The sequence below is a fragment of the Hymenobacter gummosus genome, assembly GCF_003970915.1.
Lineage (GTDB): Bacteria > Bacteroidota > Bacteroidia > Cytophagales > Hymenobacteraceae > Solirubrum > Solirubrum gummosum.
In genome coordinates, this window is sequence record NZ_RXOF01000001.1 from 53,369 (window position 1) to 79,494 (window position 26,126).

Sequence of the window (26,126 nt, forward strand, 5' to 3'; positions counted from 1 at the left end):
ACAGTAAGCAGGTTTACCGGATTCAATAATCAGTAACAAAGTTTACTACTTGCTGACTTTGCCGACGCGCAAGAATATCGGGAAGCATACTTCGCGCTTCTCTCCACCCCACGGTTCCCGCAACGACTGCTCTATCTGCTTGAGCGGCTCCTCCCCCACTGCCTGCCGGTAGCGCTGCACGCTGCTCCAAGTCTGCAGGTACTGCAGAAACCGCTCGGCGTCCCAGTGCTGCCGTTCCTCAAAGCGGCGGTGCTCTACTTCGGCAAAGGCGAATGGAATCCGGGCAAATTCGTCGTCGATGTGGCGGCGGTTCTCGTCCCAGTACGGCCCGACGATATCGGTATAGAAATGTTGAATCAGCGGATCAATCTGCTCGTTCACGCTTACCAGCCCGTAGCCCCACTCGGCAATGGTGGCGCCGGGCTTGGCTACTCTCCTGACTTCCTCGTGGAAAGCCTTGGCGTCGAACCAGTGCAGGGCCTGGGCCACGGTCACCAGATCGAAGCTATCGGCGGCAAAAGGCGTCTGCTCGGCCCCGCTGACATGGTAATGGACGTTCGGTCGCGCCGCCGCCTGGGCCAGCTGCTTCTCGCTGATATCAGTGGCTTCCACGCGGCTGAAGTGCGGCGCCAAGTCCGCGGCTACCTGGCCGTTACCGGTGCCGCAGTCCCAGGCCATTGTGCGGCCGGGTGTGACGGACAGCAGAAACTCGTACAGTGCCGGTGGATACGTAATGCGGAACTGCGCGTACTGGGCGGCGTGGTTGGAGAAACGGTCGAGCGGCGTCATGAGGAGCTGGAATGAGAACCGAGTGCTGTCTTGCTGTAATTCTGGTCCGGCAAAGCGGGTTGGCCTAGACTTCCATGGGCGGCATCCGCCACTGCTTCCCGACGAGCTTGCTCAAAGTGCGCTGCCAACCGGGCTGGCTGTAGTAAGCCAGCTTGCTTTGCGCTGCCGCGGCGAAGTCGAGCCGGCTGGTTAGCTGGGCTAGCTCTTCCGCAGGCAAGGCCCGGTATTTCTCGAAGAAGGTATCCAGCAGGGGCCGTACCTCGGCTTTGATATTCCAGTAATGCACCACGTAGGCGGCGCCCTCGACCACCGTGCCCAGTTTGGGTAGCTCCAGGCTAAAGGCCAGCTGCTCCATCACGTGCTTGGGGTAAAATCGGTACAGCGCTTCGGTTACCGCCAATATTTCGGAAATCCCCCCCGCGTCGCGGCTGCGGAAGCCGGCCATACCGGCGTTGTACATCATGGTTTCGGCCGGCACGGTGAAGGAACGGGCGCCAACGCGGAACGTCTGCCCGCGCAGACGGCGGTAGATTTTCCGGTTCAGCACATTCCCCTGGCTCAGCGTGCCCTCGCTGATGTGAAACACCGGATGCCCGGCCTCAATCTGCGCGAAGAGCGGGGTCGGGTCCTGGGTAAAAACCGTATCCGTGTCCATGTACAGCAGATTACCCGAGTAATGCGCGGCGGCATGCTCCAGCACCTTCAGCTTGGCGCGGTGTACAAAGTCAATGTCGCCGCGCCACTCCCGCCACTGCGCGGCGTCAATCTGCTCGTAAAGCACCGGTGCATCTTTACTGAGCACCTGCTCAAGCGCCGCCCGGTTATCTGTGTATATCAGCACCTTCATTCCGTCGCCGCGGGGCGTTACCCGGAGCAAGGACAGCACGCTGAACAATAATTCGGTGAATACGGCCGGGCTGCCGTACGCTTGGTAAATAAGGTAATTCATGCGCCGAAGATAGCAGACGGGCCAGGCTTCAGGCCCGCCCAGCCCCAAACGTCAAGAGCCGCGGACGATGCCACGGCTCTTAACTTGGGTTTATCAGCAGCGGAGCAATCTACGCCTCGCCCATCGTCCCGCTGAAGTTCATCGGGAAGCTGGTCATTTCGGTCTGCGTTTTCACGGGCCCGAAGCTCCGCTCGTAGCGGTCCAGGTTGTCCTGTAGCGCCGACAGCAGCCGCTTGGCGTGCTCGGGCGTGATGACTACGCGGGCCTTCACCTTGGCCTTGGGCAGACCGGGCATGAGCCGGATGAAGTCAATGACGAACTCGCTGCTGGAATGCGCAATCATCGCCAGGTTGGCGTATTCGCCCTCGGCTACTTCTTCCGACAGCTCGATGTTGATTTGTTGTTCCTCAGGGGCGGGAGTGGGTGGTTGTTGGGCCATTTGCTTGATTAATATGGAGGATGACCATTGCTTTTGTTACGCCGGATGGTCGACCAAACTCCGAGTGTGGTGACAAAGGCAGCCATCAGCCCGACAGCTACAACCATAGCGGTTGTCGAAGGCCTGGCGGGCATGAAGGCCTTCCAGAGGAAACCGGCTACTGTCTGCACCAACCACAAGCTGAACGCGGTTTGCAACAGGACGAACAGGATGGCTAGCATCGTCCTCAACCAGGCGGGCAGACGGGCATACAGCTGTTTCATAAAGGCAAGCTACAAAAGAAAAGCCCGCCGGAATTGCTTCCGGCGGGCTTCCCTATTCAATCAACCGATTACTCGGCCGATACTTCGCGCTTGCTGCGGCTGGCGCGGGCCGGACGGGCGTCCGTGGGGGCCGGAGCGGCGGGAGCCGGTTCCGGATCCTCCGTCGAGCCGACTTGAATGCGCGTGTACTCGCGCAGACCGGTACCGGCCGGAATGAGGTGACCCACGATAACGTTTTCCTTCAGACCGAGCAGTTCGTCGGCTTTGCCACGGATGGCAGCCTCCGACAGCACCTTCGTCGTCTCCTGGAACGAAGCCGCCGAGATGAACGACTGCGTGCCCAGCGAGGCCTGCGTGATACCCTGCAGCGTCGGACGGGACACGGCCGGCGAAGCGTCGCGCACTTCCACCAGCTTCAGGTCGCGGCGGCGCAGCGAGGAATTCTCGTCGCGCAGCTTGCGAGCCGTCACGATCTGACCGCGCTTGAGCACCGTCGAGTCGCCTTCGTCCGTCACCACCTTCATGTCGATGATGGCGTCGTTTTCTTCCATGAACGTCACCTTGTCGACCGACTGGTGCTCCAGGAACGAGGTGTCGCCCGGGTCCATGATAATCACCTTCTGCATCATCTGGCGGACGACCACCTCGATGTGCTTGTCGTTGATTTTCACACCCTGCAAGCGGTACACTTCCTGAATCTCGTTCACGAGGTACTCCTGCACGGCGCCGGGGCCCTGAATGTTCAGGATGTCGGTCGGCGTGATGGCGCCATCCGACAGCGGCGCACCGGCACGGATGAAGTCGTTGTCCTGCACCAGGATGTGCTTGGACAGCGGCACCATGTACTTCTTCTTCACGCCGTCTTTCGACTCGACGAAGATTTCACGGTTACCACGCTTCACGGTGCCGTACGATACCACGCCGTCGATTTCCGACACCACCGCCGGGTTCGACGGGTTGCGGGCTTCGAACAGTTCGGTAACGCGGGGCAGACCACCGGTAATGTCGCGGGTTTTGCCCACGGCACGCGGAATCTTGGCCAGGATGTGACCGGCCTTGATCTTCTCGCCGTTCTCCACGTTGATGTGCGAACCTACGGGGATGTTGTAGGCCTTCTGGCTTTCGTCGCCGCCCGAACGGCCGGCTTTGATAACCAGGGCCGGAGCCAAGGTCTTGTCCTTGGATTCGATAACCACTTTCTCGCGGTAGCCGGTCTGTTCGTCCGACTCCTCGCGGTAGGTAATACCCTCCTTGATGCCCTCGTAGTTGACGGTACCGTCGAATTCGGCCAGAATAACGGCGTTGTAGGGGTCCCAGTTGTTGAGCTCCTGGCCCTTCTCGACCTCCTGACCTTCTTCCACGAGCAGGAACGAGCCGTACGGTACGTGGTTCGAGATAAACACCTTACCGGTGCCTTTCTCCACGATACGTACTTCGCCCGAACGACCCATTACTACTTTCACCGGTTCGCCTTCGGCATTCACCGAATCCACGGTGCGCACGTCTTCGAACTCGATAACGCCGGCAAACTTGGCGCGGATGCTGGCTTCAACGGCGATGTTCGAGGCCGTACCACCCACGTGGAAGGTACGCAGCGTGAGCTGGGTGCCCGGTTCACCGATGGACTGGGCGGCAATTACGCCGACAGCCTCGCCTTTCTGCACCATGCGGCCCGACGACAGGTTGCGGCCGTAGCAACGAGCGCAGATACCACGCTTGGCTTCGCAGGTCAGTACCGAACGGATTTCCACCGATTCGATACTGGTCTGGTCGATGCGACGCGTGATTTCCTCCGTGATTTCCTCGCCAGCCGGCAGGATCATCTCGTCGGTCAGCGGGTCCACGATGTCGTGCACCGCCACGCGGCCCAGGATACGCTCGGCCAGCGGCTCCACGATGTCCTCGTTGTCCTTCAGGGCGAAGGTTTCAATGCCACGGAGGGTACCGCAGTCCACGTCGTTTACGATTACGTCCTGCGACACGTCTACCAGACGGCGGGTCAGGTAGCCGGCGTCGGCCGTCTTCAGAGCAGTGTCGGCCAGACCCTTACGGGCACCGTGGGTCGAAATGAAGTACTCAATTACGTCCAGACCTTCTTTGAAGTTGGACAGAATCGGGTTTTCGATGATTTCGCCTACCGAACCCTGCAGCGACTTCTGCGGCTTGGCCATCAGACCACGCATACCGCCGAGCTGACGAATCTGTTCGCGCGAACCACGGGCACCGGAGTGCATCATCATGTAGATGGAGTTGAAGCCTTGCTTCTCCTTCTCCAAACGGGACATGAGGGTTTCCGTGATTTGGTTGTTGATGCGCGTCCAGATGTCGATAACCTGGTTGTAACGCTCGTTGTCGGTAATCAGACCCATCTGGTAGTTCTGGGTTACCGCCTGCACGTCGGCTTGCGCCTGCGCAATCAGCTGGTCTTTCTCGGCCGGGATGTTGATGTCGCCCAGACCCATCGACAGACCACCTTTGTAAGCCGACTGGAAGCCCAGCGTCTTGATGTCGTCGAGGAACTGCGCCGTGCGGGCCATGCCCGTACGCTTAAACACCAGCGAGATGATCTGCTGCAGCTTCTTCTTGGTCAGCAGCTCGTCCACGAAGCCGACTTCCTCCGGCACGTGCAGATTGAAGAGCACGCGGCCAGCCACGGTCTCAATCACCTTCGTTACTAGGTTGTCTTCTTCGTCGCGGACTTTCGTGCGCACCTTGATGTAGGCGTGCTTCGACAGCTGACCTTCGTTGATGGCAATAACAACTTCCTCAGCCGAGTAGAACGAACGGCCTTCGCCCTTAACTTCTTCCTCCGGCGTGGTGCGCTTGCCCTTGGTCACGTAGTACAGACCCAAAACCATGTCCTGCGACGGTACCGCAATCGGAGCGCCGTTGGCCGGGTTCAGGATGTTGTGCGAAGCCAGCATGAGCATCGAGGCTTCCAGTACGGCGGCCGGCCCGAGGGGCACATGCACAGCCATCTGGTCACCGTCAAAGTCAGCGTTGAAGGCGGTACACACCAGCGGGTGCAGCTGGATAGCCTTGCCCTCGATCAGGCGGGGCTGGAAGGCCTGGATACCCAGACGGTGCAGCGTAGGAGCACGGTTCAGCAGTACGGGGTGGCCCTTGAGCACGTTTTCGAGGATGTCCCATACCACGGCGTCCTTGCGGTCCACGATTTTCTTGGCCGACTTCACCGTCTTCACGATGCCGCGCTCGATGAGCTTGCGGATGATGAACGGCTTGAACAGCTCGGCCGCCATGTTCTTGGGCAGACCGCACTCGTGCAGCTTCAGCTCGGGACCTACCACGATAACCGAACGGCCCGAGTAGTCGACGCGCTTACCGAGCAGGTTCTGACGGAAGCGGCCCTGCTTGCCTTTCAGCATATCCGACAGCGACTTCAGGGCGCGGTTGCCTTCGGCGCGCACGGCATTCACCTTGCGCGAGTTGTCGAACAGCGAGTCGACGGCTTCCTGCAGCATGCGCTTCTCGTTGCGCAGAATCACCTCCGGAGCCTTGATTTCGATCAGGCGCTTGAGGCGGTTGTTGCGGATGATAACGCGACGGTACAGGTCGTTCAAGTCAGACGTGGCGAAGCGGCCACCGTCCAGGGGCACGAGGGGGCGCAGCTCCGGCGGAATCACCGGCACCATGCGAATCACCATCCACTCGGGGCGGTTCTCGATGCGGCCGTTGGCTTCGCGGAAGGCTTCCACCACACGCAGACGCTTCAACGCCTCAGCTTTACGCTGCTGCGAGGTTTCGTGGGCGGCGGAGTCACGCAGGGAGTAGCTCAGCTCGTCCAGGTTCAGGCGCTCGAGCAGCATTTGCAGCGCTTCGGCACCCATCTTGGCGATGAACTTCTGCGGGTCCTCGTTGGGCAGCATCTGGTTCTCGCGGGGGAGCTTGTCGATGATGTCCAGGTATTCGTCTTCCGTCAGGAAGTCGTACTGCTGCACGCCATCAGCCTCCAGGAGGCCCGGCTGCACTACCACGTAACGCTCGTAGTAGATGATCTGGTCGAGCTTCTTGGTGGGCAGGCCCAGCAGGTAACCAATCTTGTTGGGCAGCGACTTGAAGTACCAGATGTGCGCGACGGGTACCACCAGTTCGATGTGACCCATCCGCTCGCGGCGCACCTTCTTCTCGGTCACCTCCACGCCGCAACGGTCGCAGATGATGCCCTTGTAGCGAATGCGCTTGTATTTGCCGCAGTGGCACTCCCAGTCTTTTACCGGTCCGAAGATCCGCTCGCAGAACAAGCCGCCCATCTCGGGCTTGTACGTGCGGTAGTTGATCGTCTCGGGCTTCACCACTTCCCCGTTCGAGCGCTCCAGAATGGCTTCCGGAGAGGCGAGCGAGATGGTGACTTTCGAGAAGTCTTGAACCAGCTTTTTCGTTTTTGCAAACGCCATGTTGCTTGGGTTTAAGCTTTAGCTTGTTGCTATTTCACCGTTCGGTTTCTTCGGGCAGTGCCCAAACACTCAGAACAGCTCGACTCCGGGAAAAGTGCTCTGCGGGTCGGATAGGTACGCCGCGCAGTAGATTTTTCGGGTCTGGGCGAAGCCTCGTCGGCTCCAATCGACCAGCTCATTGATGACTTCTGGGTCCTGTGGTGTTGTCCTGACCATATCTCGGAACAACAGCCCAAAAAGCATGTCGCAAAGCCGCTCATACTAGGTGTCAGCTCATCCGGAACAAGCCCGCCACCGACAAGTCCTCATCCAGCATTTCCCAATGAATGCCTTGCCCCCGCCCGATGAGCCGCCATTTATTGCGGGCTTCGGCCGAAGCGTCGCGCAGCCGCGGGTACCAGTCGATGGGCACCCCGATTTCGCGTCCGTCAGTCAGGCGTACGTACAGCTTGCTGTCGTCAAACCAGACGTCGGCTGCAAAGGCGGTGGTGGGTTGCTTAGTTAAAGTAGTCATGCCAGGCTTGCAGAAGAGTTGCTTGATGCTCGATAACCAACCGCCGGAGCAGATTGATTTCCTTAGCCGAAAATCCTATCGAATCGGCCAGCTCCACGGGTTCCAACCAGAACTTGGCTGCTTCATCACCGCGCTCCACGTGGATGTGCGGCGGCTCGCTGCCTTCGTTGCTGTAGAAGAAGAACCGGAAGCCGGCAATTCGTAAGACTGTAGGCATAGGCGGTCTTTTTGCGTTAGTTTCCGGAGCGAGTTAGGTGTAAGTCTAGACTTCACCTGTTTCTCCTCGCTCGAAATACTCAACTAACCTATAAGCAGCACTGTCCCAAATTTCCTTCTCAGCTCCATAAGGACCCTTATAGATGTCAAGCAAGTAGTCCAAAGGTGCTGCATAAGCAATACTAGAAGCAGATACCAAATGTCCTCCAGCCCATTGACCAGCGCCATGAAGGGAAAGTCTGTCCCTTATAGCTTTCAAGTCTGCTTCATCTGCCCCATGCTTGTCAAGTACAAGACGAATACCTTCGTCCTTCAAGCAAAGCGCTACGAGTTCGTTTTCTAATTTGTCCTTCTGCCCCATTTGCGCAAGCATAGCAGACATATTAGATCTATCGATAGGCTTTGCCATCAGTTTAGATATTCTTTTAAGCTCGTTTGACTTTCTGAATGACCTGATGAGCGCAGCAATCATATAGCAATTAGGTTGAAGTTTTAAACTCTGAAAAGTGGCTACCGATGCTTGCGCACCAGTAGCCACTCTTTTCAGAACACTTTACTTAGTCCAGCGTGATTTCCAGGGCCAGACCACGCAGCTCGTGAATGAGTACGTTGAACGACTCCGGGATATTCGGCTTGGGCAGCACGTCGCCCTTCACGATGGCTTCGTAGGCTTTGGCGCGGCCAATCACGTCGTCGGACTTCACCGTCAGGATTTCCTGCAGGATGTTCGACGCGCCGAAGGCCTCCAGCGCCCACACTTCCATCTCGCCGAAACGCTGACCACCGAACTGCGCCTTACCGCCCAGCGGCTGCTGCGTGATGAGGGAGTACGGCCCGATCGAACGGGCGTGCATCTTGTCGTCGACAAGGTGACCCAGCTTCAGCATGTAAATCACACCTACCGTCACGGGCTGGTCGAAACGGTCACCCGTCAGACCATCGTGCAGGTACGCGCGGCCCCAGTCCGGCAGGCCGGCGTCGGTCAGCTCCTTGGCAACTTCTTCTTCGGTACCACCGTCGAAGATGGGGGTCGAGTACTTGCGGCCCAGCTTGAGGCCGGCCCAGCCCAGTACCGTTTCGTAGATCTGACCGATGTTCATGCGGCTCGGTACACCCAGCGGGTTGAGCACGATGTCCATCGGGGTGCCGTCAGGCAGGAAGGGCATGTCCTCATCGCGCACGATGCGGGCCACCACCCCCTTGTTACCGTGACGACCGGCCATCTTGTCACCCACCTTCAGCTTGCGCTTCTTGGCGATGTACACTTTGGCCAGCTGCACGATACCAGCGGGCAGTTCGTCGCCTACCTCCAGGGTAAACCGGTCGCGCTTGAAGCGGGCCGTCACGATGTTGCGACGCTTGGTGTAGTTCTTCACCAGCTCCGCCACCATCGAGTTGGTCTTCTCGTCGGCAGTCCAGTTCTCCAGGATGAGGTCCTTGAACAGGTTCACCTCTTCCGGCACGGCGTAGTTGCTCTCGTCCTTATATGGGTTCTTTTCGGGGAAGAGCGCATCGGTGATATTCTTCTTGCCGAATTTGGCCCCTTTGGTCAGCAGCTCGTCGCCAAACTTGTGCTTGATGCCTTGCGAGGTTTTGCCCTCCAGCAGCTGCACCAGCTTGTCGATCATCACCGCCTTCACCCCGCGCAGCTCAGCAGCGTAGCGGTCCTTGAGCTCTTCTACTTCGCGCTTGGATTTGGCGCGCAGGTTCTTGTCCTTCTTCGGGCGCGAGAACAGCTTGGTCTCGATAACCACACCGTTCAGGGAGGGCGGCGCCTTGAGGGAGGCATCCTTCACGTCGCCGGCCTTGTCGCCGAAGATGGCGCGCAGCAGCTTCTCTTCCGGGGTCGGGTCCGTCTCGCCCTTCGGCGTGATCTTACCGATCAGAATGTCGCCTTCGCGCACTTCCGCACCGATACGAATGATGCCGTTTTCGTCGAGGTTGCGGACGGCTTCTTCGCTCACGTTCGGAATTTCCGAGGTCAGCTCTTCTTCGCCGCGCTTGGTCTCGCGTACTTCCAGCTCAAACTCTTCGATGTGAATCGAGGTGAAGATGTCGTCGCGGACTACCTTCTCCGAAATGACGATGGCGTCCTCGAAGTTGTAACCCTGCCACGGCATGAACGCCACCTGCATGTTGCGGCCCAGGGCCAGCTCACCAGCTTCGGTAGCGTAGCCTTCGCACAGCGGCTGGCCTTTCACTACTCGCTCGCCCTTCTTCACGATGGGCGTCAGGTTCAAGCAGGTGTCCTGGTTCGTGCGGCGGAACTTGATCAGCTCGTAGGTTACGCGCTCGGCGTCGAAGCTCACCAGAATGTCTTCCGGCGTCAGATCATACTTCACGATGATCTTGTTGGCGTCCACGTAGTCGATGACACCGTCGCCTTCGGCTACCACCAGGGCGCGCGAGTCAATGGCCACGCGGCCTTCGAGGCCGGTGCCCACGATGGGCGCCTGCGGCTTCAGCAGCGGCACGGCCTGGCGTTGCATGTTCGAGCCCATCAGCGCGCGGTTGGCGTCGTCGTGCTCCAGGAACGGAATCATCGAAGCCGCCACCGATACAATCTGGTTCGGGGCTACGTCCATATAGGAGTACTCCGTCGGACCAACTACCGGGAAGTCGCCTTCAAAACGGCCTTTTACCAACTCGTTCAGGAAGTTGCCCTTCGCATCGATGCGCGAGTTGGCCTGCGCGATGTGGTGGGTGTCTTCCTCCTCGGCCGTGAGGTACTTCACGTTGTCGGTCACGTCCACCTTGCCGTTTTCCACGGTGCGGTAGGGCGTCTCAATGAAGCCCATCGAGTTGACGCGGGCGTGCACGCACAAGGACGAAATCAGACCGATGTTCGGGCCTTCCGGCGTTTCGATGGTGCAGAGGCGGCCGTAGTGCGTGTAGTGTACGTCACGTACTTCGAAACCAGCTCGCTCGCGCGACAGACCGCCCGGCCCGAGTGCCGATACGCGACGCTTATGCGTCACCTCGGCCAGCGGGTTGGTTTGGTCCATGAACTGCGACAACTGGTTCGTACCGAAGAACGAGTTGATTACCGACGACAGCGTACGGGCGTTGATCAGGTCAACGGGCTTGAAGTCCTCGTTGTCGCGCACGTTCATGCGCTCCTTGATCGTGCGGGCCATACGGGCTAGGCCGACACCGAACTGGGCGTACAACTGCTCACCCACGGTGCGCACGCGACGGTTCGACAAGTGGTCGATGTCGTCGACGATGGCCTTCGAGTTGATCAGGCCGATCAGGTACTTCACGATGAGCACGATGTCCTCGTTCGTGAGTACGCGGGCGTCCCAACCCGTGTCGATGCCCAGCTTCTTGTTGATACGGTAGCGGCCTACGTCGCCCAGGTCGTAACGCTTATCCGAGAAGAACAGCTTCTGGATGATGTCACGGGCGGTTTCCTCGTCCGGTGCCTCCGTGTTGCGGAGCTGGCGGTAAATCTGCTCTACAGCTTCCTTCTCCGAGTTGGAGTTGTCCTTCTGGAGGGTGTTGTAGATAATGGCGAAGTCGGCGATGTTGACGTTTTCGCGGTGCAGGATGATGGACTTCACGCCCGAATCCACGATGGTGTCGATGTCCTCGTCCTCAACGGTCGAGTCACGCTCCAGCAGCACCTCGTTGCGGTCAATCGATACTACCTCGCCGGTGTCCTCGTCCACGAAGTCTTCCGTCCAGGTGCGCAGCACCCGGGCGGCCAGCTTGCGGCCGACAACCTTCTTGAGGGTTTTCTTATCAGCCTTCACCTCTTCCGACAGCCCGAACAGGTCCAGGATGTCTTTGTCGGTGCCGTAGCCGATAGCGCGAAGCAGCGTCGTCACCGGGAATTTCTTCTTCCGGTCGATGTACGCGTACATCACGTTGTTCACGTCCGTGGCAAATTCAATCCACGAGCCTTTGAACGGAATGATACGGGCCGAGTACAGCTTCGTGCCGTTGGTGTGCTTGCTCTGGGCAAAGAACACGCCGGGCGAACGGTGCAGCTGCGACACGATAACGCGCTCGGCACCGTTGATAACGAACGAACCCTTCTCCGTCATGTACGGGATGTTCCCCAGGAACACCTCTTGCTCGATGGTTTCGAAGTCCTCGTTGTCCTCGTCGTTGCAGAGCAGACGCAGCTTGGCTTTCAGCGGCACCGAGTAGGTCAGGCCGCGGTCGATGCACTCGTCCACGGAGTACTTCGGCGGATCGACGTGGTAGTCGATAAACTCCAGCACGAAGTTCTCCCGCGAGTCGGAGATGGGGAAGTTCTCGGCAAATACCTTGAACAGACCCTCGTTCGAGCGGTTTTCGGCCGCCGTCTCCAACTGGAAGAAGTCCCGGAACGACTGCAGCTGCACGTCTAGGAAGTCCGGGTACTCGATTACCTTCTTAATCTTGGCGAAGTTGATCCGCTCGTCGGCCGTAGCCGTTGCTTTGGGTGTAGCCAATGTGTTAAGAATTAAAATGACTCTGGGAGGTTGGAATCCTCAAACCATGCCAGTAGCGCGAGCCAACCAGCCGCGCATCGAAGAACAACCCCAGGGGCAACAAAAACGTTCTTCAATGACATTCGGCGTGGTAGGTTCGCGCTACTTGTGTGCCGCAAAAACGCTCCCAGAGCGTTAGAACAGCGTTTTGCAAAGTTTGCAGGCTACAAACAGGAAAAGACCTGACTTAGTTGCCAGGTCTAATCCATGCTTTGTCGGACTGGAAAAACAGGTTCGGCAAATGGATGTAAACCGTCGTCTGTTTCGCGTTGGTCAGTCCAGTTAAAGCAGGTAATGGAGAGAGGTAATTACTTAACCTCTACTTCAGCACCAGCTTCTTCCAGCTGCTTCTTCAGGCCTTCAGCCTCGTCCTTGGCAACACCTTCTTTCAGGGGCTTCGGAGCGCCGTCAACCAGTTCTTTGGCTTCCTTCAGGCCCAGGCCCGTCAGGTCTTTCACCAGCTTCACTACAGCCAGTTTCTGAGCGCCAGCCGACTTCAGGATTACGTCGAACGAAGTCTTCTCTTCGGGAGCGTCAGCAGCAGCGCCAGCGCCACCACCAGCTACCATCACCGGAGCGGCAGCAGCCGGCTCGATGCCGTACTCGTCCTTCAGGATACCGGCCAGTTCGTTAACTTCTTTAACGGTCAGGCTAACAAGCTGCTCTGCAAATGCTTTCAGATCTGCCATTTTGCAAAAAATTTGGGGTGTTGTTGAAAACGATGAATTGAGAGAGAAAGAGAGCAGCGGTTAGCCTGCGGCCTCTTCTTTTTCCGAAAGGGTTTTGAGGATGCCAGCCAGCTTGTTGCCACCGCTCGATAGAGCGCTGATAACGTTTTTGGCGGGCGACTGGAGCAGACCGATGATGTCACCGATGAGTTCCTGCTTGCCTTTGATGGTGCTCAGCGTTTCGAGCTGGTCGGCACCAACGTAGACGTCGCTGTCGAGGTAAGCGCCTTTCAGGACCGGCTTGGGCTCAACGCCGCGGCCGTAGTTCTGCGACTTGTAGAAGTCTTTCAGCAGCTTAGCCGGAGCCGAACCGGACTCCTGCGAGAACAGGATGCCCGACTGGCCTTTCAGGGCCGCGTCCATTGCCGAGGTATCACCCGACAAACGGTCCAGCGCCTTACGGATCAGCGAGTTTTTGTAGACCTTGTATTCCATGCCCCGGTTGAAGCAGAGGCGACGGAATTCGTTGATCTTAGCCACGGTCATGCCCGAAGCATCCGTGAGGTAGAAGAAGCTGTATTCGCCGAATTTGCCGGCCAGCTCATCTACGAGGGCGTATTTTTCTTCCTTCGTCATGATCAGGCGTGTAATTACTTGGCGGAATTCACAGCGGTGTCAACCGGTACGCCGGGCGACATCGTGCTCGAGAGCGTGATGCTCTTGATGTACGTGCCCTTAGCCGACGAAGGCTTCAGACGCTGCAGGGTCTGGATCAGCTCCAGTGCGTTTTCGGCCAGCTTCTGCTCGTCGAACGACACTTTGCCTACTGAGGTGTGAATGATACCGGTCTTGTCAACTTTGAAGTCGATTTTACCAGCCTTCACTTCCTGCACAGCCTTGGCCACGTCCGTGGTTACGGTGCCCGACTTGGGGTTCGGCATCAGGCCACGCGGACCCAGTACGCGGCCCAGACGGCCCACCTTAGCCATTACGGCCGGCATCGTGATGATAACGTCCACGTCGGTCCAACCCTTCTCGATTTTCGAGATGTAGTCGTCCAGACCGACGAAGTCAGCACCAGCAGCGGTAGCTTCGGCTTCTTTGTCCGGGGTTACCAGCGCCAGCACACGTACGGTTTTACCCGTGCCGTGGGGCAGCGTGGCCACGCCGCGAACCATCTGGTCAGCTTTGCGCGGGTCAACACCCAGGCGTACGTCGATGTCTACCGAAGCGTCAAACTTGGTGAAGGTGATTTCCTTTACCACTTTGGCGGCATCCTGCAGCGACCGTACTTCCGTCAGATCGAATTTGGCAAGGGCTTCCTTGCGCTTTTTGCTCACTTTAGCCATGGTCCTAGCCGATTACTTGGTGAGGGGGCTTTCGCCCGTAATGGTGAGGCCCATGCTGCGGGCGGTGCCAGCAACGAGTTTCATGGCCGACTCGATCTTGAAGGCGTTCAAGTCGGGCATCTTCGTCTCGGCAATTTGGCGGACTTGGTCCCAGGTCACCGAGCCAACCTTGTTACGGTTCGGCTCTTTCGACCCGCTCTGAATCTTCGCTGCTTCCATGAGCAGGATCGGCGCAGGCGGCGTCTTAATGACAAAGTCAAACGACTTGTCAGTGTACATGGTGATGAGAACAGGTAACACTTGGCCGGCTTTATCCTGGGTGCGAGCATTGAACTGCTTGCAGAACTCCATGATGTTCAAGCCTTTCGAACCAAGCGCAGGTCCAATCGGCGGGGCAGGGTTTGCCGCGCCTCCCTTTACCTGAAGCTTCAGGTAACCTCTGATTTCCTTGGCCATTTGGTTGATTACTTCGGCTGTGGGTGGCTCCCACCGCCGCTGTGAAAAATGCTCCTATGGAAGCGGCTACCAGTCCGGAGCGGACGACCAGTAGCCCAACTGTAACAGTTCTAAACTTCTTTTTCGACCTGGGTGTAGCTGAGTTCCATCGGAGTGCTACGGCCGAAAATCTTGACGATGACGTTGAGCTTTTTGCGCTCCTCGAACACCTCGGATACCGTACCCGACATGCCCGCAAAACCACCGTCGATAATCTTCACCAACTCGCCCGCGACGAACGGCACTTCCAGCGCGGCGGGTTGCTCTTCCGTCTCGTCCACGATGCCGAGGATGCGGTTCACCTCGCTCATGCGCAGCGGAATGGGCTTGGCGTTAGCCGTTTTGCCCTCTTTGTCGCTGAGGAAGCCCAGCACGCCCGGCGTAGTAGTAATGATGTGGTCTACCTCCCCGTGCGACAAGTCGGCGTGGATGAGGATGTACCCCGGGAAGAAGCTACGCTCGCGCACCCGCTTCTTGCCGTTGCGCATCTCGTACACCTTCTCGGCCGGAATCAGCACCTGCGGCACCAGTTCGTCGAGCCCGTGGCGGTGAATCTCCGTTTCGAGGTATTGCTTGGCTTTCTTCTCCTGGCCGCTTACCGAGCGCACCACGTACCACTTCAGTTCTCCCATTTTCCTTGCTGGTTAGTGGTAAAGCTTAGCGGAACGAATTGTAAAACGCCTTCAGCAGCGACTCAAACGTCACGTCCATCAGGCCCACCACGATGGCAAACACCAGCGAACCGATGAGTACCAGGCCGGCACTCTTCTGCAATTCCTCAAAAGACGGCCACGTCACTTTGTAGCGCATCTCTTCGACGGTATCGCGGAAGTACTTCGACAGCTTATCCATGGTTGAAGGACCGATTGGCGGTAAGGCAAAAGCGGCCGCTTCAGCAGCGGCCGTCTTTAGGTTTAATCTGCACGGGCGGAGAGATTCGAACTCCCATCAAAGGTTTTGGAGACCTCTATTCTACCCTTGAACTACGCCCGTGTAAGCGCTTCTTGAAACAAGGATGCTTCAATTCGGAGTGCAAATGTACCGAAGGTTACGGATAAAACAAATCCACACGCAAATATTTTGCGCATGGATGCTGTTGAGTGCCCGATAATTACAGCTGATTCGCGGTATTGGGCGACCTATCTGCATATCTAGTTGGTGCTGGATTGAGAACTGGCAACTCCATGTAAAGCAGCTCTACGACCTTCTATTCGTCGATTGTTAGTCGGTCAGTGAGTGATATAGTGTGGTAATTTGCCCGATGCAGAGAAGCGTATTCGCGTCACCTTTGAACGACAGGTGAGCATTATAAAAGCTCAACAAGATGCCTTAATACAACTCTGTTAACCGCCAGAAAACACTACGGCCTCTACCGGTTTCCCAGTAGAGGCCGTGTGCCTAGTTAGACCTTGAGGTCGTAATTAGTCGAGGATTTCGGTTACCTGACCGGCACCTACCGTGCGGCCACCTTCACGGATAGCGAAGCGCAGGCCTTTCTCCATGGCCACAGCGTTGATCAGCTCAACGTTGATGGTCACGTTGTCACCGGGCATTACCATCTCTACGCCTTCAGCCAGCGTGATGATACCGGTTACGTCGGTGGTGCGGAAGTAGAACTGCGGACGGTAGTTGTTGAAGAACGGCGTGTGACGGCCACCTTCTTCCTTCGACAGAACGTAAACTTCAGCCTTGAACTTTTTGTGGGGGGTTACCGAGCCGGGTTTGCAGATAACCATGCCGCGACGGATGGCTTCTTTTTCAATACCACGGAGCAGCAGACCTACGTTGTCACCAGCTTCGCCACGGTCCAGGATCTTGCGGAACATCTCAACGCCCGTTACGGTCGACTTGAGGTTCTCAGCACCCATACCGAGGATTTCAACCGGCTCACCCGAGTTGATTACGCCGCGCTCGATACGACCGGTAGCTACGGTGCCACGGCCGGTAATCGAGAATACGTCTTCTACCGGCATCAGGAACGGCTGGTCCGTCAGACGGGGGGGAATCGGAATCCAGTTGTCAACAGCGTCCATCAGAGCTTCGATGGTGCCAACCCACTTACCGTCGCCGTTCAGACCGCCCAGGGCCGAACCTTGGATAACCGGGATGTTGTCACCGTCGAAGTCGTAGAACGACAGCAGCTCGCGGATTTCCATCTCAACGAGTTCGAGCAGCTCGGGGTCGTCTACCATGTCCACTTTGTTCATGAACACAACCAGCTGCGGTACACCTACCTGGCGAGCCAGCAGGATGTGCTCACGGGTCTGGGGCATCGGGCCGTCGGTAGCAGCTACCACGAGGATAGCGCCGTCCATCTGAGCAGCACCGGTTACCATGTTCTTCACGTAGTCAGCGTGACCGGGGCAGTCAACGTGAGCGTAGTGACGGTTGGCGGTGGCGTACTCTACGTGAGCGGTGTTGATGGTGATACCGCGCTCTTTTTCCTCCGGAGCGTTGTCGATCGAGGAGAAGTCACGCTTAGCGGCCAGACCTTTGTTAGCCAGCACGGTGGTGATGGCGGCGGTCAGAGTCGTTTTGCCGTGGTCCACGTGACCGATCGTGCCGATGTTTACGTGCGGCTTGGACCGGTCAAAAGTTTCTTTAGCCATTGTAAAGAGATTGGGAAGAAATTTTTGAGGAAAGAGAGGGTGCTTACGCGCTGCGGGTATACTGCAAGAAAGCGATACGCAGACTTCTCCTTAGGAAAAAACTGCACGTCGCTTGCTGCAGGCCAGACGGCGGCAGGCGCGCTGCCCCGTTAGGTTCACTCTGGAGCCGTTGCGGGGATTTGAACCCCGGACCTCTTCCTTACCAAGGAAGTGCTCTACCCCTGAGCTACAACGGCTTGTTTCTTGGTTAATCAGACTCGGTCAGCGGAAAATAGAGCGGGAGACGAGGTTCGAACCCGCGACCTGCAGCTTGGAAGGCTGCCGCTCTACCAACTGAGCTACTCCCGCGTGATGAGCTGATTAGCAAGAAGAAATGAAGTGGGGGGAGAAGGATTCGAACCTTCGAAGTCGTAAGACAACGGATTTACAGTCCGTCCCATTTGGCCGCTCTGGAATCCCCCCGTTTTCAGGTCTTCGGCCGGACGCCGAAGCTCATTTTGTTCGCCTCATTGACCGGCCGCGGTGGCTAGGTCGCTGAATTGGATTGCAAAATTAGGGGCTTTCTGATGCAAGTCAAGCACCCACCCAAAAAACTCAAACTATTTTTTCTGCTGTTTAACCTGAAAAAAGGCTAAAGCGCGCTACTGCAAGAGGTTATAGATGCCAATGAGCCGCTCATCTTTTTCCTTGCTGCGGATATCGGCTAGGGTAGTCTTGAGCGCCGGCATGTTTTCGGACAGGGTACTAAGCCCCTTGTAGGCCCCGAGCCGCACTTCGTAATTGGGGTTGGTGCGGGCCATCAGCTCCATTTTCTTCAGGGCTTTGTCGCGCTCCACCGCCGGGATGCGCAGCATATAGGTGCCGAAGTCCTGTAGCAATTGGTACAGCGTGGCCACGTCGGCGTCGTCGAGCTGGGCCAGATACCACTGGTACTGGTCGATGTTGCCGTTGAGGGTAAAATAAGTCGAGAGGGCCCCCACGATGGCAGGGTTCTTCTCGTTGCGCAGCGCCTCAATGCGACTCATGGCGGCGGTGTTGGGCGCTTTGGTCAGGGCCGTAATGGCGGCCCCTAGCACCAAGTAGGAGCTGTCGTTCAGCGCCTGGGTGTAGACTCTACCGTAGTCCTCATTCAGGAACGCCGACAGCGTGGCAATACCGGTGGCCCGCACGCGGCTGTCCTTATCGGTGGTGGCGACGCGCTCAATGTCTTTGCGGACGGCCCCGCCCTCGGGTCCGCGGTAGCGGCGCAGGCCTTCCAGTGCGGCTACGCGCACGCCCCAGAATGGGTCGTTCAGGGCGTTGCGCATCATGCTGCTCACCGTCAGGTCGGCTACTTTCGGTTTCAGCTCCGCAATGGCCTGGGTTTTCGACTGGAAGTTGCGGGCGTGGTAGAACTGATAGACCAGCTCGTCCTGGCTTTTTTCCTCGGTCAACTCACCCACCAGGGTTTTATCCGAGTCGAACTGCACCAGAGCCGGCTTCTGGCTGGCGGGCAACTGGAAGGTCTGGCTGGCCTTGGTGACGACGATGCGGTGGTCGGTAGGCTTGTCGTTGTTCCAGGTAGTGACGGTGACGGGCAGGCGGTAGACGGGCTGGTAGAGCGTATCCTGCTTCTGCGCCACCCGTAGCGTCACCTTGCCATCGGCGTAGGAATGCGCTACGGCTACCTGCGGGTGTCCGCGCTGCAGAAACCACTGGTCGAAAAACCAGTTCAGGTCTTCCCCGGTAACTTCCTCAAAGGTCAGGCGCAAATCGGCCAGCTCCACGGCCGAGAGCTTGTGCTTGCTCAGATACTGGTTAAGCGCGCTGAAGAATGCGTCGTCGCCGACGTAGCCGCGCAGCATGTGCAGCACCTGCCCGCCTTTCTGGTAGGAGTGCCGGTCGAACATGTCCTCGCGCTCGGCGTAGCGGTAGCGCACCAGCGGCTCCCGCTTGCCCTGGGCTTCTTCCAGGTACAGGTTCAGCTGGCGCTGGCCCCAGAGGTCAGCGGCGTCGCGGCCGTACTTGAACTCGTTCCAGAGGTACTCACCGTAGTTGGCGAAAGCCTCGTTGAGCGGCAGGTTCGACCACGACTCGGCCGTCACGTAGTCGCCGAACCACTGGTGAATCAGCTCGTGGGCAATGACGTCGTCGCTGTTGCCATCGACGAGCTGCCGGCGGGTGCGCATGGTCATTTCGGTGCCATGCACGGTAGCCGTGGTGTTTTCCATGGCCCCCGACACGTAGTCGCGCACCACCACCTGGCTGTACTTCTCCCAGGGGTAATCCATACCCAGCTTCTTGGAGAAGAACTCCAGCATCTGGGGCGTGCGGCCGAAGAGCGGCTTGGCATCGGGGGCATTCTGCGGCTCCACGTAGTAGTCGACAGCCTTGCCCCGCCAGGAGTCGTTGACGACGGCAAAGTCACCGACAGCCATCATTGTCAGGTACGGCGCGTGGGGCAGCGTCTGGCGCCAGGTGTCGGTGCGGGTGCCGTCGTTGTTTTTCCTGGAGGAAACGAGCAGGCCGTTGGACAGCGTCTTAAACTGCTGTTCCACCGTCATGCTGATTTCCTGGGTCATGCGCTGGTTGGGCCGGTCGATGGTCGGGTACCAGCAGGAGCTGCCTTCCGTCTCGCCCTGGGTCCAGAGCTGGCGGGGCTTGTTTTTCTCGGTGCCGAGCGGGTTGATGAAGTACAGGCCCTTGGCCTGGCGGATGGCCGCGCTGCCGCCGCTGGGCAGCTCGTTGGGCTTGGCCACGTACTGAATGCGCACCTGGTACTGCTCGGTGCGGGCGTAGGTGCGGTCCAGCGTAATGGCCAGCCGCCGCTTGTCGTACTGAAAGTTCAGGTTCTTCTCCTTACCTCCCGTTACCAGCTTCACGCTCTTCACGTCGAAGCCCTTGGCGTCGAGCACCAGCTGCGTCTGGGGGTAGAAGTGCGGGCGCACGGTGACGGTAGCCGTGCCGAGCAGCCACTGCTTGGCCCAGTCGAAGCGCACGTCGAGCTTAGTGTCGACGAGGTCGTGCAACGTAGTGGCCGTGGGCTGAATGGGGTTGACCGGCGGCAGCCAGTTGGGCACCGTCATAATCGACTGCGGCGCGGGCTGGGTGCTACTGGGAGCTTCGGCAGGCGCAGGCTTGCGCGGGGTGGTTTTCTTGGCCGTTCCGGGCTTAGTCGGCTGCCCCAACAGGGTGACGGGCAGCGCAACAGCCAGTGCCAAGGCCCCGAATGCCGGATATTTCATTGGGTGGTAATTGGGGTAATCTGGGGGTTCAAGTTCCGAAATAATTTCAGATTCCCTCTATCTTTAAGCCCTTTTCCGCCCCCTCCTCCCCCCCTTTTTGCCCACCCGTATGCTACAGGTCAGCGCTGGCCCCGACCACTCGTGGAGTGTCAACTTTACCCCTCACGGCATTACCGTTGACGACCAGCCGTTCGACTGGGACCTGGTGGATCTGGGCGAAGGCCGCTACCATTTGCTGTACCAGGGCCGCTCCTACGCCGCCGAGCTGCTGGAAGTAGACGCGGCCAGCAAAACCGTCCGGCTCAAGCTCGACGGGCAGCGCTTCGAGCTGCAGGCCAAGGACCGGTTCGACCTGCTGCTCGACAAACTGGGCATGAGCCAGGCGGCCAGCAATAAGATCAACGAGGTGAAAGCACCCATGCCGGGCCTCATCGTCGATATCCGCGTGCAGCCGGGCCAAGCCGTGCAGAAGGGTGAGCCCCTGCTGGTACTCGAAGCCATGAAAATGGAGAACATCCTTAAGTCGCCGGGCGACGGGGTAGTGAGCGGCGTGAAAGTAGGGCTGCGCGACAACGTGCAGAAGGGCCAGGTGCTGATTCAGTTTGCCTGAGCCGAACAGCTCGTCAACGCTTGCGCGGCGGGCTGCGTAGCTAAGTCATCAACCTAACCACAGACCGTTGAAATACAACCGAATCCTGCTGAAGCTGAGCGGCGAGGCCCTGATGGGCAAGCAACAATACGGTATCGACTCCGACCGTCTGATGCAGTACGCCGAAGAAGTACGCGCCGTGGCCGAAGCGGGCGTGCAAGTAGCCGTGGTCATCGGCGGGGGCAACATCTTCCGCGGCGTGCAGGCCGAAGCCTTCGGGCTCGACCGCGTTCAGGGCGACTACATGGGCATGCTGGCCACCGTCATCAACTCGATGGCCCTGCAGAGCGCCCTGGAAAAGCTCGGCACGCCCACCCGTCTGCTGTCGGGCCTGACCATTCAGCGCGTGTGCGAGCCGTACATCCGCCGCCGGGCCATGCGCCACCTGGAGAAGGGTCGCGTGGTCATCTTCGGTGCCGGCATCGGCTCCCCCTACTTCACCACCGACTCGGCCGCCTCGCTGCGCGCCATTGAGGTGGAGGCCGACGTGGTGCTGAAGGGCACCCGCGTCGACGGCATCTACACCGCTGACCCCGAGAAGGACCCCACGGCCACCCGCTTCCCGCAGATTACCTTCGACGAGGTGATGGAGAAAAACCTGAACGTGATGGACATGACGGCCTTCACGCTCTGCAAGGAGAATAATCTGCCCATCATTGTGTTCGACATGAACAAGGAGGGCAACCTGGGCAAGCTCATCAACGGCGAGGAAGTGGGCACGCTGGTGACTATGAACGGCACCGCGCACAACCTCGACCCCAAGCACAGCGGCCTGCAGCCCGACCTGCACCACTCCTCCACGGCCTCGGCCGAGCAACAAGCTTAAATCACTTGTCAAATGGCTGAATGGCTAAATGGCTGGTCGTTCTAGGTTCGTTGCCCGACCAGCCATTTAACCATCCAACAATTTAACCACTCCCTTTCCACACATGGACGAAGAAATTCAGCTGTACCTGAGCGACGCCGAGGAATCGATGGCCAAGGCCCTGCAGCACACCAACACGGAACTGAGCCGCATCCGGGCGGGCAAAGCCACGCCGGCCATGCTTGATTCGCTGCGCGTCGATTACTACGGCACTCCGACGCCGGTAGGGCAGGTAGCCAACGTGTCGGCTCCTGATGCCCGCTCGCTGGTCATCCGCCCCTGGGAAAAGAACATGCTGGGCGAAATTTCCAAAGCCATCAAGAACAGCGACCTGGGCCTGAACCCGATAATGGACGCCGATTCAGTACGACTGAACCTGCCCCCGATGACCGAAGAGCGTCGCCGCGACCTGGTGAAGCAAGTGAAAAACGAGTCGGAAAGCGGCAAAGTGCGCATTCGCGGCATCCGCAAGGACGTGAACGAGTCGCTGCGCAAGCTGCAGAAGGAAGGTGCCTCGGAAGACGCCATCAAGGACGCCGAAGCCAAGGTGCAGAAGTACACCGACAGCTACATCGTCAAGATTGACGACGCGATGAGCAAGAAGGAAGCTGAAATCATGACGATTTAGGCCTGCCTGGCTTGAAAAGCAGAACGCCCCGGCTGATTTCTCGGCCGGGGCGTTTTTTTATGCTACTTCCAGTAGCCTTGCATCCGAATTTCCTGCTCCACCGCATCTGAAACCAGGTAGCGAATTGACTGCCCGGCCCGAATGCTGTTGCGGATAAACGTAGCCGAAATATCCAGCAGTGGGGCTTCTACTACGCGTACGTTAGTGGGTAGGGGGTCGGGCAGCGCGTAGCCGGGGCGCGGGTACACGTACACCTCGAACTCCGAAGTCAAACGGGCAGCGGATTTCCAGCGGGGCAGGCCCGGCAGGTTGTCGCCGCCCATCAGCAGCACGAACTCGGTAGCCGGATATTGCCGCCGCAATTCATCCAACGTATCGATGGTGTAGCTAGGCTTGGGCATGGTAAATTCCACGTCCAGCGCCCGCAGCCGCTCGTTGCCGGCAATGGCCAGCTCTACCAGGTGCAGGCGCACCGGCTCGGGCAGTAGCTCCTCCCCTACCTTGAACGGACTCTGCGGCGACACCACCAGCCACACCGCGTCCAGATCGGTGCGGGTGGCTAGGTGATTGGCCAGGATCAGGTGCCCGACGTGGATGGGGTTGAAGGAGCCGAACAGCAGGCCCACGCGCCGCGGCTGGCTCATCAGACGATGGCCGGCTCGGCGGTGATGAACTCGCGCACTGTTTTCTCGGCCAGGAAGGTAGCTTCGTCGAGGTCGTCGTTGACGATGACCACGTCGAAGCGGTCCTCGAAGGTCAGCTCGAAGTTGGCCTTGTAGAGGCGGGCCGAGATGCTGGAAGCCGAGTCGGTGGCGCGGGAGCGGAGACGCTGCTCCAGCACCTCCAGGGACGGGGGCTTCACGAAGATGCATAGGGCGCGCTCCTTGTAGAAGTCCTTGATGCTGAGCCCACCTTTCACGTCGATATCAAGGATGGCGTGCTTGCCGCCCTCCCAGATCCGCTCGATTTCGGATTTCAGGGTGCCGTAGTAGGAGCCTTCGTAGACTTCCTCCCACTCCACGAACTCGTCGTGGCGGATTTTCTCCTGAAACTCCTGAACCGTAATGAAATAGTAGTCCTTGCCGTTCTGCTCGGCCCGGCCGCGACGGTCGCGGGTGCAGGCCGAGATGGAAAAGCTCAGCTCCGGAATGCGCTCCATGAGCCGGTGGACGATGGTGGTTTTGCCGGCTCCCGAAGGCGCCGAAAAGGCAATGATTTTCCCCTGCATGGGGCAAAATTAGACCTTTTCGGACTGCACGCGCGCTAGGATGTTGGCAGAAAGACCAGCGGGTACGCCTTTGCGCCCTACATACTGGTTTACGAAATCGATGAAAACGCGCTGCTTATCAAGGTTATCGAAGCAGGGCGAGCAGTCTTCCGCATGGCTGACGAAGTACTCTTCGTCTTCAAGCGTAGGGTCTTGGCCTACGATGATTTGGTCGAGAATGGTATTCACACGCTCACAATCGGCGCCGGCGGCAGTGTTGGCAGCGGCCGGACCTTGTTGGTTTGGTGTAGACTTCAGGGCCATAGCTAGGAAGCAAGTTGGTGGAGGGGGAGGTTAAATGTACTTAGTCTTCATCTTCGTCGTACGCTGGGGCAACATCGTCTTCGTCAGAATCGTTGCCGTAGCCCATTTTTTTTGCGTAACGCTCTAGTTTGTCTTTCAGGAAATTGCGGGCCCGGTGCAGGCGCGAGCGGACCGTGCCGATGGGAATGTCGAGCACCTTGGCCATTTCCTCGTAGGTGAAACCCTCCAGGTCGCAGAGGATGATGACGGTGCGAAAATCGACCGGCAGCGAGTTCAGCGCGCTGGCTACTTCGTCGCCGATCAGGTCGCGGGTAGCCTGCTGGCGCAGGTCGGGGGAGCTGGCGCCGGTGTCGGCGTCAGCATCTACGTCCTCGGTATTGTAGTAGCCCTCGATTTCGCTGTAGTCGACCTTGGCGGGCTGCTTGCTTTTTTTCCGAAAATCGTTGATGAACGAATTTTTCAGGATGCGAAACAGCCAGGCTTTGGCGTTGGTTCCGGGCTCGAAGTATTCGAAGAAGCGGTAAGCCTTCAGATACGTCTCCTGGACGAGGTCATTGGCGTCGTCTTCGTCGAGGGTGAGGCGGAAGGCAAAGTTGTAGAGGGAATCCAGCACGGGCAGCAGCTCGGCCTGGAAACGACGGTCTTTTTCCTCCTTGCTCAGTTTGGGAACCCGTTCGGGAGTGTCGCTCATAGGTGGGGTCAGTGGGGCAGGTGAGTATTGCCTCGGCTAAATGTAACGAAAGGAAGGGTTCAGCGGGTTACACCGGTTGAGTTCAACCGGCGTTCGGCCGCCACCACCACGAAGCCGTAGAGGAACACGAACAGATTGAAGCCAATCTGCAGCTCCAGCAGCGAATCGGCCAGGGCCGCCGCCCCGAAGACGAGCAGAAACTGTCTGACGTACGGATTTTGCCGGATGCCGGGTTGCACCAGCGGCGTAATCAGCACCCAGAGCCAGACGAGCAGCCCCACCGCGCCGGCCCCGACGAGGTAGTGTAGGTACTGGTTATGAACCATCACGCGGTTGGCGGCTTCGAGCCCGTAGCTGCGCCGGTTAAACTGCGCTTCCATGGCCGTACGCACGTCGGCCGGGGCCACGCCGAGCCAGGGCTGCTGCTCCACCAGCACGGCGGCGTTCTGCCAAGCCGCCATGCGCCGGGCCAGCGAGGTTTGGTTGATGTCGTGCCGGTAATAAAACTGTTGCACGTCGTAGAGGGTGGCCCCCACGCGCTGCCGCAGGGAGGGCAGGCTGCTGTAAGAGCCCACGGCCAGCAGCAGGATCAGCCCCAGCAGCCCTAGGGCCAGCAGCGGCCGGCGAAACAGCAGCCGAATCAGCAAAACGGCCGCGGCCAGGTAAAACGCCAGCAGGCCGGTGCGGTAGGCCAGCACGTGCAGCGTAATGACTGCCACGGCCGCCGCGCTCAACAGCAGCCAGCGCGTCAGCCGGCCCGCTCTCGGCTCCTGGCTTAGCTCTAGCCCGAAAAACGTGGCCAGCGCCAGCAGAATGCCGAAGTGAATGTGGAAGATGCCCGTTATCGAAGGTACGTTCTGCCCGATGCCAATCAGGAACTGGGCGGCGGCGGGGTCGGCCAGGTAGCGGCCGAGCGTGGCCAGGGCCAGCACCGCCACCGCCCCGACGAAGCCCAGGCTCAGGGCCCAGCGCTGCCGCCCCGATAAGGGTACGGCCAGGGAAAACGCCAGCGGCACGCCAATCAGGGGCAGTTGCCGGTACACCTCGTGGCGCCAGACGGGCCAGTCCTGGGTGTACCACCAAGTGAGCGGAATGAGCAGGTAGAGCACGGCGGCCCGCTGCACGCTGCTGCTGCGCAGCCAGCCCGGCACGGCGGCCCGCAGCTGCGGATTCAGCAGGGCGGCCACCACGGCGGCCACCGGCGCCAGGGCCACCAGGGCGCGGCGCGTACCCAGTAGGCCAACCAGGCCGGCTATGCAGGCTACCAGCAGCAGGTATTGGGACCAGCGGCCCCGGCGGTACCAATCGACCAGCAAATGCGACAAGGAACTCAAGTAGGAAACGCCGAAAT

The 26,126-nt window shown here is 58.9% G+C and carries 25 protein-coding genes and 4 tRNA genes; 3 read left to right on the plus strand and 26 right to left on the minus strand.

Annotated elements, in window-relative coordinates:
- Positions 1-45 precede the first annotated feature (45 nt).
- The 21 genes from EJV47_RS00290 to EJV47_RS00390 all read right to left on the minus strand — a co-directional run bounded on the left by EJV47_RS00290 (position 46) and on the right by EJV47_RS00390 (position 20,411).
- Complete coding sequence (locus tag EJV47_RS00290; protein ID WP_126691145.1) at positions 46-789, minus strand: class I SAM-dependent methyltransferase; 744 nt, start codon at positions 787-789, stop codon at positions 46-48.
- Positions 790-853: 64 nt separating this feature from the next.
- Positions 854-1,738 (minus strand): hypothetical protein, encoded by an 885-nt coding sequence (locus EJV47_RS00295; protein ID WP_126691146.1) that lies wholly within the window; start codon positions 1,736-1,738, stop codon positions 854-856.
- A gap of 109 nt (positions 1,739-1,847) precedes the next feature.
- Positions 1,848-2,177, minus strand: coding sequence for a DUF3467 domain-containing protein (locus tag EJV47_RS00300; protein WP_126691147.1), 330 nt, complete (start codon positions 2,175-2,177; stop codon positions 1,848-1,850).
- Positions 2,178-2,185: 8 nt separating this feature from the next.
- Entirely contained in the window at positions 2,186-2,440 is a 255-nt protein-coding gene (locus EJV47_RS00305) for a hypothetical protein (RefSeq protein ID WP_126691148.1), read from the minus strand.
- Between the two features lie 68 nt (positions 2,441-2,508).
- Positions 2,509-6,855, minus strand: a complete 4,347-nt coding sequence (gene rpoC / locus EJV47_RS00310) for a DNA-directed RNA polymerase subunit beta' (RefSeq protein WP_126691149.1) — start codon at positions 6,853-6,855, stop codon at positions 2,509-2,511.
- A gap of 268 nt (positions 6,856-7,123) precedes the next feature.
- Positions 7,124-7,369: a DUF2442 domain-containing protein gene (locus EJV47_RS00315; RefSeq protein WP_126691150.1), complete on the minus strand. Its 246-nt coding sequence runs from the start codon at positions 7,367-7,369 to the stop codon at positions 7,124-7,126.
- The gene (locus EJV47_RS00320) at positions 7,353-7,586 is read right to left on the minus strand and encodes a DUF4160 domain-containing protein (RefSeq protein WP_126691151.1); all 234 of its coding nucleotides are present in this window, start codon (positions 7,584-7,586) and stop codon (positions 7,353-7,355) included. The genes EJV47_RS00315 and EJV47_RS00320 overlap by 17 nt, the downstream gene beginning before the upstream one ends.
- Positions 7,587-7,631: 45 nt before the next feature.
- On the minus strand, positions 7,632-8,057 hold the full coding sequence (locus EJV47_RS00325; RefSeq protein WP_126691152.1) for a hypothetical protein: 426 nt from the start codon (positions 8,055-8,057) through the stop codon (positions 7,632-7,634).
- 85 nt (positions 8,058-8,142) lie between these two features.
- Complete coding sequence (rpoB, locus tag EJV47_RS00330; protein WP_126691153.1) at positions 8,143-12,027, minus strand: DNA-directed RNA polymerase subunit beta; 3,885 nt, start codon at positions 12,025-12,027, stop codon at positions 8,143-8,145.
- Positions 12,028-12,374: 347 nt separating this feature from the next.
- Positions 12,375-12,755 carry a 50S ribosomal protein L7/L12 gene (gene rplL, locus EJV47_RS00335; protein ID WP_126691154.1) on the minus strand — a complete coding sequence of 127 codons (381 nt, stop codon included), beginning with the start codon at positions 12,753-12,755 and terminating at the stop codon, positions 12,375-12,377.
- A 60-nt stretch (positions 12,756-12,815) separates the two neighbouring features.
- Positions 12,816-13,370 (minus strand): 50S ribosomal protein L10, encoded by a 555-nt coding sequence (gene rplJ, locus EJV47_RS00340; protein ID WP_126691155.1) that lies wholly within the window; start codon positions 13,368-13,370, stop codon positions 12,816-12,818.
- Positions 13,371-13,384: 14 nt separating this feature from the next.
- Positions 13,385-14,083, minus strand: a complete 699-nt coding sequence (gene rplA / locus EJV47_RS00345) for a 50S ribosomal protein L1 (protein WP_126691156.1) — start codon at positions 14,081-14,083, stop codon at positions 13,385-13,387.
- A gap of 12 nt (positions 14,084-14,095) precedes the next feature.
- The gene (gene rplK, locus EJV47_RS00350; protein WP_078013211.1) at positions 14,096-14,539 is read right to left on the minus strand and encodes a 50S ribosomal protein L11; all 444 of its coding nucleotides are present in this window, start codon (positions 14,537-14,539) and stop codon (positions 14,096-14,098) included.
- Between the two features lie 110 nt (positions 14,540-14,649).
- On the minus strand, positions 14,650-15,210 hold the full coding sequence (nusG, locus tag EJV47_RS00355; RefSeq protein WP_126691157.1) for a transcription termination/antitermination protein NusG: 561 nt from the start codon (positions 15,208-15,210) through the stop codon (positions 14,650-14,652).
- A gap of 25 nt (positions 15,211-15,235) precedes the next feature.
- Positions 15,236-15,430: a preprotein translocase subunit SecE gene (gene secE / locus EJV47_RS00360; protein WP_111478181.1), complete on the minus strand. Its 195-nt coding sequence runs from the start codon at positions 15,428-15,430 to the stop codon at positions 15,236-15,238.
- 70 nt (positions 15,431-15,500) lie between these two features.
- A tRNA-Trp gene (locus EJV47_RS00365) sits at positions 15,501-15,571 on the minus strand.
- Between the two features lie 428 nt (positions 15,572-15,999).
- Positions 16,000-17,187: an elongation factor Tu gene (gene tuf, locus EJV47_RS00370; protein ID WP_126691158.1), complete on the minus strand. Its 1,188-nt coding sequence runs from the start codon at positions 17,185-17,187 to the stop codon at positions 16,000-16,002.
- Between the two features lie 161 nt (positions 17,188-17,348).
- Positions 17,349-17,423, minus strand: a tRNA-Thr gene (locus tag EJV47_RS00375).
- 39 nt (positions 17,424-17,462) lie between these two features.
- Positions 17,463-17,535: transfer RNA gene (locus tag EJV47_RS00380), tRNA-Gly, on the minus strand.
- A gap of 31 nt (positions 17,536-17,566) precedes the next feature.
- Positions 17,567-17,649 (minus strand) — tRNA-Tyr (locus EJV47_RS00385).
- Between the two features lie 179 nt (positions 17,650-17,828).
- Complete coding sequence (locus EJV47_RS00390) at positions 17,829-20,411, minus strand: M1 family aminopeptidase (RefSeq protein ID WP_126691159.1); 2,583 nt, start codon at positions 20,409-20,411, stop codon at positions 17,829-17,831.
- A gap of 109 nt (positions 20,412-20,520) precedes the next feature.
- Between EJV47_RS00390 and EJV47_RS00395 the strand changes: the two genes are divergently transcribed.
- From EJV47_RS00395 to frr, 3 genes are all read left to right on the plus strand, one after another.
- Positions 20,521-21,021: a biotin/lipoyl-containing protein gene (locus EJV47_RS00395; protein ID WP_126691160.1), complete on the plus strand. Its 501-nt coding sequence runs from the start codon at positions 20,521-20,523 to the stop codon at positions 21,019-21,021.
- Positions 21,022-21,088: 67 nt separating this feature from the next.
- Positions 21,089-21,886, plus strand: a complete 798-nt coding sequence (gene pyrH, locus EJV47_RS00400) for a UMP kinase (protein WP_126691161.1) — start codon at positions 21,089-21,091, stop codon at positions 21,884-21,886.
- A 103-nt stretch (positions 21,887-21,989) separates the two neighbouring features.
- The gene (frr, locus tag EJV47_RS00405) at positions 21,990-22,553 is read left to right on the plus strand and encodes a ribosome recycling factor (RefSeq protein WP_126691162.1); all 564 of its coding nucleotides are present in this window, start codon (positions 21,990-21,992) and stop codon (positions 22,551-22,553) included.
- 62 nt (positions 22,554-22,615) lie between these two features.
- Here the strand turns inward: frr and nadD are convergent, their stop codons facing one another.
- The 5 genes from nadD to EJV47_RS00430 are packed head-to-tail and all read right to left on the minus strand — an operon-like array spanning position 22,616 to position 26,100.
- The gene (gene nadD, locus EJV47_RS00410; protein ID WP_126691163.1) at positions 22,616-23,197 is read right to left on the minus strand and encodes a nicotinate (nicotinamide) nucleotide adenylyltransferase; all 582 of its coding nucleotides are present in this window, start codon (positions 23,195-23,197) and stop codon (positions 22,616-22,618) included.
- Complete coding sequence (gene gmk, locus EJV47_RS00415; protein ID WP_126691164.1) at positions 23,197-23,781, minus strand: guanylate kinase; 585 nt, start codon at positions 23,779-23,781, stop codon at positions 23,197-23,199. Before gmk ends, nadD begins: the two co-directional genes overlap by 1 nt.
- A gap of 9 nt (positions 23,782-23,790) precedes the next feature.
- On the minus strand, positions 23,791-24,084 hold the full coding sequence (locus EJV47_RS00420) for a hypothetical protein (RefSeq protein WP_126691165.1): 294 nt from the start codon (positions 24,082-24,084) through the stop codon (positions 23,791-23,793).
- A 40-nt stretch (positions 24,085-24,124) separates the two neighbouring features.
- Positions 24,125-24,775, minus strand: a complete 651-nt coding sequence (locus EJV47_RS00425; RefSeq protein WP_126691166.1) for a sigma-70 family RNA polymerase sigma factor — start codon at positions 24,773-24,775, stop codon at positions 24,125-24,127.
- A gap of 59 nt (positions 24,776-24,834) precedes the next feature.
- The gene (locus EJV47_RS00430; RefSeq protein ID WP_126691167.1) at positions 24,835-26,100 is read right to left on the minus strand and encodes an O-antigen ligase family protein; all 1,266 of its coding nucleotides are present in this window, start codon (positions 26,098-26,100) and stop codon (positions 24,835-24,837) included.
- Between the last annotated feature and the right edge of the window lie 26 nt (positions 26,101-26,126).